Genomic DNA, 13,564 nt, shown 5'->3' with positions numbered 1-13,564 from the left:
CGCGCGTGTCAGCCAGTTGCGGCGTCAATGATTGTCGCGGGGAACCGACTTCTGGGCGACGCGCTGGAATTCGTCCGCCCCGCGCAGCACCATGCCTTCCGAGAACGGCTCCGCCAGCTCGCGGAAGTATTTCTGCCAGGGGGTCTGGCTTGGCGGGATCTGGTAGCCGCCAGAGGCGGCGAGATCCCGGGCGCGCTGCTCCCATTCCTCTTGCGGCACGAGAGCGTCGACCCGGCTCTTGCCGAGGTCGATGCGGATCCTGTCGCCGTTGCGCAGCAGTGCGAGCCCACCGCCGGCTGCGGCCTCCGGCGAGGCATTGAGGATCGAGGGTGAGGCCGACGTCCCCGACTGCCGGCCGTCGCCGATGCAGGGCAGGGCGGTGATGCCTTTCTTGAGCAGGTAGCTCGGCGGCCGCATGTTGACCACTTCCGCACCACCCGGATAGCAGAGTGGGCCTGCGCCGCGCATCACCAGGATCGAGTTTTCATCGATGGCGAGATCCGGATCGTCGATCATCCGGTTGTAGTGCTCGGGTCCGTCGAACACCACCGCGACACCTTCGAACGCGTCCTTGTCGTCGGGATTGGAGAGGTACCGGTCCCGGAATTCCTGCGAGATCACCGAGGTCTTCATGATGGCGCTGTCAAACAGCGAACCCTTGAGATTGAGGAAGCCCGCGTCCTGCATCAGCGCATTGGTGATCGGACGGATCACATCCGGGTTCTCGGTCTCGCGATCGGCGCAGTTTTCTCCGATGCTGCGGCCGTTGACGGTCAGCGCGCCCGGATGCGGCAGCAGATTGGCCTTCAACAGTTCGGCCACGACGGCGGGAACGCCGCCGGCCCGGTGAAAGTCCTCGCCCAGATAGGTCCCTGCGGGCTGGAGATTGGTCAGCAGCGGCACATGGTGCCCCAGTGTCTGCCAGTCGTCGTTTGTAAGCTCGACGCCGATGTGCCTGGCAATCGCCACCACATGGATCGGCGCGTTGGTCGATCCGCCGAGAGCCGAGTTGGTGACGATGGCATTCTCGAAGGCTTGACGGGTCATGATGTCGGATGGCTTGAGGTCCTCACGGACCATGTCGACGATGCGCTTGCCGGTGGCATAGGCCATCTGCCCGCGCTCGCGGTAAGGCGCCGGGATCGCCGCCGATCCGGGCAACTGCATGCCGAGCGCTTCGGCCAGCGAATTCATCGTCGAGGCCGTACCCATGGTATTGCAGTAGCCCACCGACGGCGCCGACGACGTCACCAGTTCGGCGAACTGCTCGTCGTCGATCTTGCCTTCCGCATGCAGCTCGCGGGCTTTCCAGATGATCGTGCCGGATCCGGTGCGCTCGCCACGGAAATAGCCGTTGAGCATCGGACCGACCGAGAACGCGATCGCCGGAATGTTGACGGTGGCGGCCGCCATCAAGAGCGCCGGTGTTGTCTTGTCGCAGCCGATCGTCAGCACCACGCCGTCGAGCGGATAGCCGAACAGCGATTCCACCAGCCCCAGATAGGCGAGGTTGCGGTCGAGCATGGCCGTGGGCCGTTTCCCGGTTTCCTGGATAGGATGCACCGGCACTTCGAGCGGCACCCCGCCATTGGCGATGATGCCGTCGCGGACGCGCTTGGCGAGTTCGATGTGATGGCGGTTGCACGGAGACAGGTCCGATCCCGTCTGCGCAATCGCGATGATCGGCTTTCCGGATTGCAACTCGTCGCGCGTCAGGCCGTAATTGACGTAGCGTTCGATATAGAGCGCCGTCATTTCCCGGTTCTCGGGATTGTCAAACCAGAGCTGTGACCGCAGCGGCGTCTTTTTCGTCTCGTCTGACATCTTGGTCTCCAATCCCGTTTCGCTTGCGCGTCGCAATGAATGATGATGCGAAAGGTGGCGGTCAGTTGCCGGCCATCATCGCCATTCGATGGGCAGTTTTAGCAGCCCCTGCACCTGACATAAATCGGTTTGCACAATGTCCGCACATAAATCATCAGCTCATTCCGGGCTGAGCCTGCGGAGGCGGGTGTAGCCTGCTCGTGCATCGCAGCCTTTTGCGACCGCTGCTGATCGCCTCGCTTTCGACCGCTTGGATCGGAAGCGTCCGTTCCATGATCGCCCCGTGTTCTGATGCGAAGCAAACGACTTGAATATCGGTTGCATAAAAACCGTCCAGACGGTATGTTTTACCATGATGACGAAACCTCAACGCAAGAACAATCCGGACGCCGTGCGGGCCAGACTGCTTGAATGCGCAGCACGGCTGATCGTCGATCATGGTCTGCCGGCTCTGACCCTGGAAAATGTGGCGCGTGAGGCAGGCGTCAGCAAGGGCGGTTTGCTGCACCACTACCCCGGCAAGACAGCGCTGATCGACGGGTTGTTTGAAGAGGTTGTCGACTGGTTCGACGCCCGGGTGGAAGATGTGCTTGAAAGCGATGAAAACCGGCAGGCACGGTTCTCTAGAGCCTATCTGCGGGTCGTCGCCGCAATCGACATGTCCGTGCCCGAGGAAAAGCGTCTGGCTGTGTTGATGCTCATGCTCAGCTCCGACCCGCATTATTGCGCCCGCTGGAACCAATGGGTGGAGGCGCGCCTTCAGCGGCACGCTGAAACCGACCTGACACCGATCGCCCGTACCCTGCGTCTGGCGGCCGATGGCCTCTGGTTGTCCGACCTTGGCGGTGGACCGGATTCACATACACCGGTGCGCCGGGAGATCCTGGCCTTTCTTGAAACACTTGATGCAACCGGGGCGAGGACGTCCTCTCGTCCCCACGAAGGAGGGCAGTGACATGCCATGGCTGTTTCTCGGCATCGCGATCACCGGCGAGGTCATCGCCACCACGGCGCTCAAAGCCTCCGAAGGGTTTACCAGGTGGGGATATGGCGGCATCTCCGTGGTCGGTTACGCCATTTCGTTCTATTTCCTGGCGATCGTTCTCAAGACCATTCCGGTCGGCATTGCCTATGCCGTTTGGGCCGGCGCCGGAGTGGCGATGGTCACGCTCATCGGCATCGTGCTGTTTGGCCAGAAACTGGACCTGTTCGCCTATCTCGGCATTGCCCTGATCGTTGCCGGTGTGCTTGTGCTCAACCTGCTTTCAGCTTCGGCCCCACATTGAAACCGCCCGGAGGCTGGTGCACATCCGGGCGGGGTTTTCGTGTGAAGGGAGGACCCCGCACCGGTCAGGCGACCTTGACCAGCGTCTTGCCGAAATTCTTGCCCCCGAGCATGCGGATGAAGGCCGCTGGTGCGTTCTCCAGCCCTTCGGAGACATCTTCGCGATAGACGATCTTGCCGCTGCCAACGAGTGGTCCGACCTCGGCGAGGAAGTCGCCGAAGCGGTCGAAATGATCCGAGATGATGAAACCGCCCACGGTCAGCCGGTTGACGAGGATCGTCCGCCAGGCCTTCGGCAGCCGGTCCGGCCCCGCCGTTTCTCCGGCGCCAAGGGCGCCTGCATTGTACCAGGCGATCATGCCGCAAAGCGGGATCCGTCCGCCGACATTCATCATTGGCAGCACCGCCTCCAGTGTCATCCCGGCGACGTTCTCGAAATAGATGTCGATACCATCAGGACAGGCCTCTGAAAGCGACTTGCGCAGACCCTTGGCGTCGCTCGCCGCGCGGTGGTCGATACAGGCGTCGAATCCCAGTTCTTCCACCGCATAGGCGCATTTGTCCGCCCCGCCGGCAACGCCGATGGCGCGCAGGCCCTTCTGTTTCGCCAGTTGCCCGACCATCGAGCCGACCGGGCCGGTGGCGGCACCGACGACCAGCGTTTCGCCCGCCTTGGGTTGGCCGATCACGTTGAAACCGTACCAGCCGGTAAATCCCGGCATGCCGAGCACCCCGAGCGATGTCGAGTCAGGTGCAACATCGGGATCGATCTTGCGCAGTTCTCTGGCCTTGACGATGCCGTGTGTCCCCCAGCCGAACATGCCCATGGCGATGTCGCCTGACTTGAAGTGCGGAGAGCGGCTTTCGATGACTTCGCCAACCGCGCCGCCACCCATCTGCTCGTCGATTGCCACCGGCGTGGAGTAGGACTTCGCATCGTCCATGCGCCCGCGCATGTAGGGATCGAGCGACATGTAGAGCACCCTGAGCAGCACCTCGCCGTCACCCGGCGATGGAACAGCCACTGTTTCCAGACGGAAATTGTCCGGTCCTGGCTGGCCTTCCGGGCGCTTGGCCAGGACAATCCTCTGCATTTGGTCAGACATGGTATTTCTCCATTTTGATGGGCCTTGCTGCAGCACGCCGGGTCAATGATGACCAGCTGCGGCGATGCCGTGAATGTGTGATTGATGGTGTGGTCCGGATCGAAACAAACAGATCACCTTGGCCTCAATCAGGCGATGGTCACGCCGCCATCGGCGACGATGACCTGCCCGGTGATGAAGCTTGCCGCCGGAGAGGCGAGAAAGGCTGCCACCGGGCCGATTTCCTCGGGCAGGCCGATCCGCCTGAGCGGCGTGGTTCTGGTGCGCTTCTTGAGCATCTCTTCGTCCTCCCATAGCGCGCGGGCAAAATCGGTCTTCACCAGGCCGGGGGCGATGCAATTGACGCGAACATTGTCGCCGCCGTGCTCGACGGCAAGATTGCGCGCCAGCGCAAAGTCCGCGGCCTTGGATATTCCGTAGCCGCCGATCACCGCGTTGCCCTGCATCCCTGCGATCGACGAGATGATGACAATGGCGCCGCCGCCTTTTTCCTTCATCGCCGGGATCACGCGGTTGCAGAGCCACAGGTTGCTCTTGACGTTCGAGCCCATGATCTTGTCGAAGGCCTCGTCCGAAAGGTCCGCAAGCGGCCCGTAGGCCGGGTTCACCGCGGCGTTGCAGACCAGGATGTCCGGCGCGCCATAGAGTTTCTCCGTGCCGGCTATCAGGCCTTCGACCTCGTCCTTTCGCGAAATGTTGCAGGCGATCACCGCCGCTTCGCCGCCTTCGGCGCGGATGGCTTCGGCCACCGGTTCGCAGGCATCTGCCGTCCGGCTGGAGATCACCACCTTTGCACCGAGCCCGGCCATGGTTTCGGCCGTGGCGCGACCGATGCCGCGGCTCGATCCGGTGATGACGGCAACCTTGCCGTCAAGCGAGTAGGGCAGTGCAGGGGTCATGGCGCGGTTCTCTCCAAGGGGTCAGGCATCTTCGCGGATCAGGCCATCCATCTGGGCGAGGCGCTTGAGGTGATGGTTGGCGTCCCCGAACAGGATGTCGATCATCGTGGTCCGCTTGAAGTAGTGGCCGATCGCATATTCCATCGTCATGCCGACACCGCCATGCAGCTGGATCGCCTCGCGGCCGATGATCTTGGCGGATTCGCCGATCTGCACCTTGGCCGCCGAAACCGCCCTGGCCCGTTCCACCGCGTCGTCGCCGGTCGCCAGCATGCTGGCATACATGGTCATCGAGCGTGACTGTTCGAGTTCGACGAACATGTCGACCGCGCGGTGCTGCAACGCCTGGAAAGAGCCGATGGTGGTGCCGAACTGGCTGCGGGTCTTCAGGTACTCGAGCGTCAGCTCGTGCATCTTCTCGAAGCATCCCACGGCCTCGGCGCAGAGTGCTGCAACGGCTTCGTCGGCGACACGCGAAATTACCGGCCAGGCGCTGCCCTCGCTGCCGATCAGCGCATCCGCGCCAACCTTGACCGATTGCAGCGTGATTTCGGCGGCGCGCAGCCCGTCCTGGGTCGGATAGCCATGGCGCGAGACCCCGTCGGCACCCGCATCGACGATGAACAGCGAGATCCCGTCTTCATCGCGTGCCCCCCCCGACGTCCGCGCCGAGACGATGAGCTTGCCGACGCTGTCGCCATGCAGCACCAGCGCCTTCTTGCCGTCGATCACCCAGCCGTCGCCATTCTTCCTCGCAGATGTTTCGACGTCGAACAAATCATAGCGCCCCTGGGGCTCTGCGCAGGCCAGCGCCATCGTGAGGCTGCCGTCGGCAATGCCCGGGATGAGCGCCGATTTCTGCTCGCCATTACCGGCGTGGCGCAGCACCCCGCCGGCGAGGATCACGCTGGCAAAGAACGGCTCCAGGATCAGCGCCTTTCCGAACGCCTCCATGACGATCATGGTTTCGGTGGCGCCGCCGCCGATACCACCGTCTTCCTCCGCGAACGGCAGCGCCAGCAGCCCCAGTTCGGCATACTGGTTCCACATCTTCTCGCTGAAGCCGGTGTCACCGGCGCGATACTTGCCGCGCGCCTCGAAACCGTACTGGTCCTTGAGCAGGCGCTCCACGCTGTCCTTCAGCATGGTCTGTTCTTCGGAAAGGTCAAAATCCATCTTGGTGTTCTCCCGACAGGCCGGTCGCGCCGGCGCCGAATTGCGGGCCCGTTTCCAGGCCCTGAATGCTGTCCCGTGCTAGAGGCCGAGAATGGCCTTGGCGATGATGTTCTTCTGGATCTCGTTGGAGCCGCCGTAGATCGACACCTTGCGCGTGTTGAAATAGGCAGGCGCGATCGTCGAAGCCCAGTCAGGTCCGATCGACGGCTCGTTGCGCCCGTCGATCTCGTCTTCCGGAATGTAGGGCATGGCGTAGGGGCCAACGACGTCCATCAGCAACTCCGTCGTTGCCTGCTGGATCTCCGATCCCTTGATCTTCAGGATCGAACTGGCCGGATCCTGCGTACCTTTCTCGCGCTTTGCCTCGCCGGCAAGCACCCGAAGCTGGGTCATCTCCAGCGCCTTCAGCCGCACTTCAACCGCGGCCACCTTCTCGCGGAACTCTGCCTGGTCGATCATCCGTTCGCCGCCGACCCGCTGTTGGGCGGCGAGTTCCTTGATCCTGCGGATACGTTCCTTGGAGACACCGACGCGGGCGATGTTGACACGCTCGTTGCCAAGCAGGAACTTGGCATAGTTCCAGCCCTTGTTCTCTTCCCCGACGAGATTTTCGACCGGAACCCGGACATCGTCGAAGAACACCTCGTTGACCTCAACGCCGCCATCGATCGTCTGGATCGGACGTACTGTGATGCCCGGGCTCTTCATGTCGATCAGCAGGAACGAGATGCCGGACTGTTTGCGCGCATCCGGATCGGTCCGCACCAGGCAGAAGATCCAGTCGGCATACTGGGCGAGCGTCGTCCACGTCTTCTGGCCGTTGACGACATACTCGTCACCGTCACGCACGGCGCGTGTCTTCAGCGAGGCCAGGTCCGAGCCCGAGCCCGGCTCGGAGAAGCCCTGACACCACCAGTCCTCAAGTGATGCGATCCTAGGCAGGAAGCGGCTCTTCTGCGCCTCGTTGCCGAAGGTGTAGATCACCGGACCCACCATGTTGACGCCGAAGGCAAGCGGCGCCGGCGCCGGTGTCTGGCTCATTTCCTCAAGATAGATGTACTGCTTGATCGGGCTCCAGCCGGTGCCGCCATGCTCGACCGGCCAATGCGGCACGGCCCAGCCCTTGTCGTGCAGGATCCGGGTCCAGGTGACCAGTTCTTCCTTGCTGGTGTGATGGCCCGCGACAATGTTCTCGCGGATGCTTGGCGGCAGGGCTTCCCGGAAAAATGTCCTAACCTCGTCGCGGAAAGCCAGCTCGTCTTCTGTGAATCTCAGATCCATGGTTCAACGTCCTCAAAAGATTTCGAAAAGGCCGGCAGCACCCATGCCGCCGCCAACGCACATTGTCACAACACCGTATTTGGCACCCCGGCGCTTGCCTTCAATCAGCACGTGGCCGGAAAGCCGGGCACCGGTCATGCCGTAGGGATGACCCACCGCAATGCTGCCGCCGTTGACGTTGAGCTTGTCGGGATCGATGCCGAGCTTGTCGCGGCAGTAGATCACCTGGACGGCAAAGGCCTCGTTGAGTTCCCAGATGCCGATATCGTCGATCTTCAGGCCGTTGCGCTCGAGCAGCCGCGGAATGGCGAAGACCGGGCCGATGCCCATCTCGTCGGGCTCGGTGCCGGCGACGGCGAAACCGCGAAGTGCGCCAAGCGGTTGCAGCCCGCGTTTTTCGGCGAGCTTGGCGTTCATCACAACGCAGGCCGAAGCCCCGTCCGACAGCTGGCTGGCGTTGCCGGCGGTAATCAGCGCGCCTTCGCCGCGCACCGGCGTAAGGCCGGCCAGTCCTTCAAGTGTCGTCTGCGGCCGCGGACCTTCATCGGCGGCGATCGTCACTTCCTTGTAGGAGACTTCCTTGGTCTCCTTGTTCATCACGCCCATCGTCGTGGTGATCGGCACGATCTCCGCGTCGAATCGGCCCGCCTCCATTGCCGCAGCCGTCCGCCTCTGGCTTTCGAGCGCATAGATATCCTGTGCCTCACGGCTGATGCCGTAGCGCTTGCCGACGGTCTCGGCGGTATCGATCATCGGCATGTAGATGTCGGGCTTGTTTTGCATCAGCCAGCGGTCCTGGCGATGGAAATTGTTCATGTGCTCGTTCTGCACCAGGCTGACCGATTCAAGCCCGCCGCCAATGGCGATCGGCACACCGTCGAGCTGGATCGAGCGCGAGGCCACTGCAATGGCCTGCAGTCCCGACGAACACTGCCGGTCGATCGTCGATCCCGAGACCGTGACGGGAAGGCCGGCACGCACCAGCGCCTGGCGGGCGACATTGCCGCCGGTGGCGCCCTGCTGCAGGGCGCAGCCCATGATCACGTCTTCGACCTCGCCGGGCTCGATGCCCGCACGCTCGACGGCATGCTTGATCGCGTGTGCGCCGAGTGTGGCGCCGTCGGTGTCGTTCAGTCCGCCGCGATAGGCCTTGCCGATCGGTGTGCGGGCGGTTGATACGATGACTGCATCCTGCATTGCGGTTTCCTTCACTTTGGAGTGTCTGATGATTTGGCTGCCTGGCCGGGTGTGGCTTTTTCTCTTTCGAGGTCGCGCAGTTCCTTGCGCGACAGCTTGCCGACCGATGTCTTGGGAAGTTCGTCCCGGAATTCCAGCGCCGCGGGCAGTTCGTGACGTCCGAGGCGGTCCTGCAGAAACGTGACCAGCTCTTCGAGCGAGAACGGCTCGGCACCCGGTTTGAGCGTGACGAAAGCCTTCGCAGCCTCGCCGCGATACTCGTCCGCAATGCCCAGCACGATGCATTCGCCCACCGCCGGGTGCTCGTAGATCGCCTGTTCGATCATCTGCGGATAGACGTTGAAGCCGCCCGAGATGATCATGTCCTTCTTGCGGTCGACGATATAGAAATAGCCGTCTGGCGCCATGTAGCCAACATCGCCGGTGAGGAAGAAACCGTCGGCAAACGCGACCTTGTTTTCTTCCGGCTTGTTCCAGTAGCCCGCCGTCACGTTCTTGCCGCGCACCCGGAGTTCGCCGACTTCGCCGACGGCCAAGATCCGGTGCGGATCGTCGAGATCGACCACTTGCAATTCGACGCCGGGCAAGGGCATGCCGATTGATCCGGGCTTGGCTTCGCCGAACGGCAGCAGGTTGGTGCCTGCCGGCGAGGTTTCGGTCATGCCCCATCCGCCGGCGAGCCGCTGGCCGGTCAGGCCTTCGAACCGCTGACCGACTTCCACCGGCAGCGGCGCGCCACCGGAAGAGCAGCGCACAAGCGAGGAGAGGTCGGTCTTCATCAGGTCCGGGTGATTGGCCAGCGCGATCCACATCGTCGGCACGCCGGGGAACGTGGTGATCTTCTTGGCCTGGATGTCGTTGAGCACCTGGGTCGCATCGAACCGCATGTGCAGCACGATCTCGGCCCGTCGCCTGATCCCCAGAAGCAGGATCGTGGTCAGCGCGTAGATATGAAACAGCGGCAGAACGCAAAGAACCTTCTCACCCTCTTCCGGATCGCCGTAGAGTGCTTCGAACCAGATGTCGTAGCTCGAGACCGCCGCGGTCAGGTTGGCATGGGTCAGCATCGCCCCCTTTGCCGGTCCGGTCGTCCCGCCCGTGTACTGTAGCAAGGCGATATCGTCTTCGCGGATTGCCGGCCATGCGCCGGGCGCTGCTCCGCTCGCGCAGAATGCGTCGAACCGGATCACGTCATCGCGCGCGGGGATCTCTTCCCGCGCCGGATTGTCGCCCCCGAATCGGCTGTCGTCTCCAACGATGACCCGGTCGGCGAGACCCGCCTCCATCAACTTGATCGCGCCTGCGAGCATGCCCCCGATATTGGTCGTCACGATGGTGCGCGCGCCTGAATCAGTGAGCTTGTGCGCCAGTTCGCGCGGCGCATCCAGCGGCGACAGATGCGCCAGCCGCGCGCAGGATTTCAACGTTCCGAAAAAGGCAACCGGATGCCAGGGCGTGTTCGGCAGGAACAGCGCCACGGTCTGGTCCTTAGCAAGGCCCGCCGCCAGCAGCGCCGCGGCGAAGGCTTCCGCTTCATCGCGCAGTTGGCTGTAGCTCATCGACCAGCCGCGAAACTCCAGCAGGCTCCGCTCGGGACATTCCGCAACGGCGGCTTCAAGCAGCGCCGGAAGGCTGCCTGTCACGATCGGGGCATTCCACCGCATGTTGTCCGGGTAGGAAGCCTCCCAGGCATGCCGCCCGGCGGTCATGCGACATCGTCCTTGCCGGCCATCGCGGATGCCAGCGAACTGCCTTCCTTCGCCGCCTTGCGCAACAGTGCCGCAGGTTCGAACACCGGATTGCCGGTCTTGCCATGCCAGAATTCAAGCCGCTCGACGATGTGCTCAAGGCCAGCCTGCTCCGCCCAGAACATCGGCCCGCCCTTGCCGATCGGGAAGGCGTAGCCGTTGATCCAGACGATGTCGATGTCGGACGGCCGGAGCGCGATACCTTCTTCGAGGATCCTGGCGCCCTCGTTGATCATCGGGTAGATCGTCCGCTCAACGATCTCGTCTGCGCTGATGTTGCGCCGGTTGACGCCGAGTTCCTTGGCCTTTTCCGCAATCAGCGCGTCGACCCAGGGATCGGGCTTCGCATCGCGCGGCCCGTCCTCGTAGCTGTAAAATCCCTTGCCGGTCTTCTGGCCGAAACGTCCCGCTTCGCAGAGCGCGTCACCGATCGCAGCGGTCTGGCCAAGCGACTTGCGGGTCCGCCAGCCGATATCGAGACCTGCGAGATCGCCCATCGCGAACGGCCCCATCGAGAAGCCGAAATCGAGGAACGCCTTGTCGACGTCGGCCGGCGAGGCGCCTTCCAGCAGCAGCGATTCGTTCTCCGCCGAGCGTGACGACAGCATGCGGTTGCCGACAAAGCCGTGGCAGACGCCGACGACCACCGGCACCTTGCCGATCTGCTTGCCCAGCGCCAGCGCGGTGGCGATCACGTCCGGCGAAGTCTCCTTGCCACGCACGATCTCGAGCAGTTTCATCACGTTGGCCGGGGAGAAGAAATGCATCCCCAGCACGTCCGCCGGACGCTTGGTCATCTGGGCAATGTCGTCGACATCGAGATAAGAGGTGTTGGACGCGAGGATGGCGCCGGGCTTCATCACCTCGTCAAGCTTGCCGAACACCACCTTCTTGACCGACATCTCCTCGAACACCGCCTCGATGACCAGATCGGCATCGGCAATGTCGTTGTAGTCCGTCGTAGTGCTCAGCCGCCCCAGCCGCCGGTCGCGCTCCTCGGCGGAGATCGAGCCGCGCTTGACCGAGGTGTCGTAATTGCGCTGGATCACCGCCATGCCGCGGTCGATCGCTTCCTGGTTCATTTCCAGGATGGTCACCGGGACGCCGCCATTGGCAAGCGCCATGGCGATGCCGCCGCCCATCGTGCCGGCGCCTATCACCGCGGCCTTGCTGACCTTGCGCGGCCGCACGTCGCGGTCGATGCCCGGGATCTTGTTGGCCTCCCGCTCTGCAAAGAACAGGTGCCGCTGCGCCTTCGACTGGTCGCCGTTCATCAGCTCGATGAAGATTTCGCGTTCCTTGGCCAGCGCCTCGTCGAACGGCGTGTCGAGCGCCATGCGCACGGCGCGGACACAGGCAAGCGGAGCTTCGAGCCCGCGGGCTTTCTTGGTCAGGGTCGCGGCGTGAGCATCAAGCGCCGAAGGGTCGCGGCGCGCGGCTTCAAGCCTGTCTTCGCGGTCGCGCAGCGCCGAGGGTTTTTCGTCCGCTGCCGCAAGTTCAAGCGCAAAGGCCTTGGCATCGGCCAGAAGGTCTTCGCCCGCGACGCGGTCGAGAATGCCGACCTCAAGCGCCTTCTTGGCGCCAACCGGGTTGCCCGGCACAATCACGTCGAGAGCTGCTTCGGGCCCGATCAGCCGCGGCAGCCGCTGGGTCCCGCCGGCGCCGGGGATCAGGCCGAGCTTGACTTCGGGAAGCGCCAGCTTGGCGTCCGCGGTGGCGATCCGGCCATGGCAGGACAAGGAGACCTCAAGCCCGCCGCCGAAGGCAAAGCCGTGGATCGCCGCGACCACCGGCTTGCTCATGGTTTCGCAGCGCGTGTTGACGTCGGGCAGCGACGGTTCGCGCGGCGTCTTGCCGAACTCGGTGATGTCGGCGCCGCCGCTGAAGGTCCGGCCGCCGCCGGTCAGCACGACGCAGGTGACGTCCGGATCGGCCTCGGCCCGGTTCATGGCCTCGATCACGCCGTGCCTGACATCAAAGCCGAAGGCATTCACCGGTGGATTGTTGATCGTGACCACCGCGACAGCCCCGTCCACCGAGTAAGTTACATCACCAGCCATGTTTTCCTCCCAGAAATGAATTCATTTGTCCGCCCGTTGTGCAAACGAGCGGAGGCAATCTGTCAATGCCGCATTGAACGCGTCTGCGGCTTCGTACTGAACCCAGTGACCGGCATCGTCAACAAGCTTGAACGATGCTTCCGGATCGCGCACCAGAAGCCATGCGCGACGTTCCTCAAAATAGGGCGCGGCGAGCTGGTCGTGGCCGCCCCAGATGGTCGCCAGCGGGACCCGGCTTGCATCGAGATTTGCGGTCAGCGGCTTGGTCCGGGCTGTCGGGCGGGTGTCGTGACGCGAACGCTCGGCATTGGATTGCTGGATCAGGATGGCCGTATCATCGATCCGCGCCGGGTCGGCGATCATGATTGCCAGCAAATTGTCCCTGTGGATGGCGCGGCGCTGCCCGGCATCCGGAATGTGACGCCAGCTCGACAGCGTCACATCATGCCGCCGCGCCTCGAAGCCGACACCGCCGACGATCACGAAGCCGCCAATCCTCGGCCCGACCAGGCGTGACACGAAGCTGCCGATGATGCCGCCATAGGAGAACCCGACCTGGTAGAACCGCTCGGCCCCGATCAGCCGGTCGATCCCGGCGACAAGAATGCGGGCCATCCGGTGCGGATCAGCGTCGCGGTTGCAATCGGCCGAATCGCCAAAACCCGGAAGGTCTGGCACAATCACCCGGTAATCCTGTGCAAGGAAGCTGATCTGACGGAAGAAATGGCTCCACGATCCGGCGCCGCCATGCAGCATCACCAGCGCCGGGCCCGAGCCCCATTCGCGCCAGACCGCAAAGCCTTCGTCGGTTGCGACCTCTGTCCGGCGTGCAGCGCGGTCCAGCTCGGCCACCGGCCTGAAGGCGGCATGGCTCGACCACTCGGGCAGGGCCGTTTCAGGGCTCCCGCCGGTCGTTTCATGTACGGATCTGGCCTCCTCCATCGTCCGCAAACAACCTCCCAGTTTCGCAGTGCGAAATTCAATTTTA

At 63.4% G+C, this 13,564-nt stretch carries 11 protein-coding genes; 2 read left to right on the top strand and 9 right to left on the bottom strand.

Annotated elements, in window-relative coordinates; genetic code table 11:
• Positions 1–24 precede the first annotated feature (24 nt).
• The gene (locus tag GTW23_RS20905; RefSeq protein ID WP_252917352.1) at positions 25–1,824 is read right to left on the bottom strand and encodes an IlvD/Edd family dehydratase; all 1,800 of its coding nucleotides are present in this window, start codon (positions 1,822–1,824) and stop codon (positions 25–27) included.
• Between the two features lie 352 nt (positions 1,825–2,176).
• Here GTW23_RS20905 and GTW23_RS20900 point away from each other — a divergent pair, with 352 nt between their 5' ends.
• Positions 2,177–2,779 carry a TetR/AcrR family transcriptional regulator gene (locus tag GTW23_RS20900; RefSeq protein WP_252917351.1) on the top strand — a complete coding sequence of 201 codons (603 nt, stop codon included), beginning with the start codon at positions 2,177–2,179 and terminating at the stop codon, positions 2,777–2,779.
• Between the two features lies 1 nt (position 2,780).
• Complete coding sequence (locus GTW23_RS20895; RefSeq protein ID WP_152010019.1) at positions 2,781–3,110, top strand: DMT family transporter; 330 nt, start codon at positions 2,781–2,783, stop codon at positions 3,108–3,110.
• A gap of 64 nt (positions 3,111–3,174) precedes the next feature.
• Here GTW23_RS20895 and GTW23_RS20890 read toward each other — a convergent pair whose 3' ends face one another.
• From GTW23_RS20890 to GTW23_RS20855, 8 genes are all read right to left on the bottom strand, one after another.
• Entirely contained in the window at positions 3,175–4,215 is a 1,041-nt protein-coding gene (locus GTW23_RS20890) for an NADP-dependent oxidoreductase (RefSeq protein WP_252917350.1), read from the bottom strand.
• A gap of 128 nt (positions 4,216–4,343) precedes the next feature.
• On the bottom strand, positions 4,344–5,114 hold the full coding sequence (locus GTW23_RS20885) for an SDR family NAD(P)-dependent oxidoreductase (RefSeq protein WP_252917349.1): 771 nt from the start codon (positions 5,112–5,114) through the stop codon (positions 4,344–4,346).
• Positions 5,115–5,135: 21 nt separating this feature from the next.
• Entirely contained in the window at positions 5,136–6,290 is a 1,155-nt protein-coding gene (locus GTW23_RS20880; protein WP_252917348.1) for an acyl-CoA dehydrogenase family protein, read from the bottom strand.
• A 78-nt stretch (positions 6,291–6,368) separates the two neighbouring features.
• Positions 6,369–7,571, bottom strand: a complete 1,203-nt coding sequence (gene pimC, locus GTW23_RS20875; protein ID WP_252917347.1) for a pimeloyl-CoA dehydrogenase large subunit — start codon at positions 7,569–7,571, stop codon at positions 6,369–6,371.
• 12 nt (positions 7,572–7,583) lie between these two features.
• Positions 7,584–8,768, bottom strand: coding sequence for an acetyl-CoA C-acyltransferase (locus tag GTW23_RS20870; RefSeq protein ID WP_252917346.1), 1,185 nt, complete (start codon positions 8,766–8,768; stop codon positions 7,584–7,586).
• 11 nt (positions 8,769–8,779) lie between these two features.
• Positions 8,780–10,477 (bottom strand): dicarboxylate--CoA ligase PimA, encoded by a 1,698-nt coding sequence (pimA, locus tag GTW23_RS20865; protein ID WP_252917345.1) that lies wholly within the window; start codon positions 10,475–10,477, stop codon positions 8,780–8,782.
• Entirely contained in the window at positions 10,474–12,576 is a 2,103-nt protein-coding gene (locus GTW23_RS20860) for a 3-hydroxyacyl-CoA dehydrogenase NAD-binding domain-containing protein (protein ID WP_252917344.1), read from the bottom strand. Before GTW23_RS20860 ends, pimA begins: the two co-directional genes overlap by 4 nt.
• 21 nt (positions 12,577–12,597) lie before the next feature.
• Positions 12,598–13,518, bottom strand: coding sequence for an alpha/beta fold hydrolase (locus GTW23_RS20855; RefSeq protein WP_252917343.1), 921 nt, complete (start codon positions 13,516–13,518; stop codon positions 12,598–12,600).
• Between the last annotated feature and the right edge of the window lie 46 nt (positions 13,519–13,564).

This window comes from Parahoeflea alexandrii (assembly GCF_024105735.1).
GTDB lineage: Bacteria > Pseudomonadota > Alphaproteobacteria > Rhizobiales > Rhizobiaceae > Hoeflea > Hoeflea alexandrii.
Note: the sequence above shows the minus strand (reverse complement) of the source record. Positions and strands in the feature narration are given on the sequence as shown.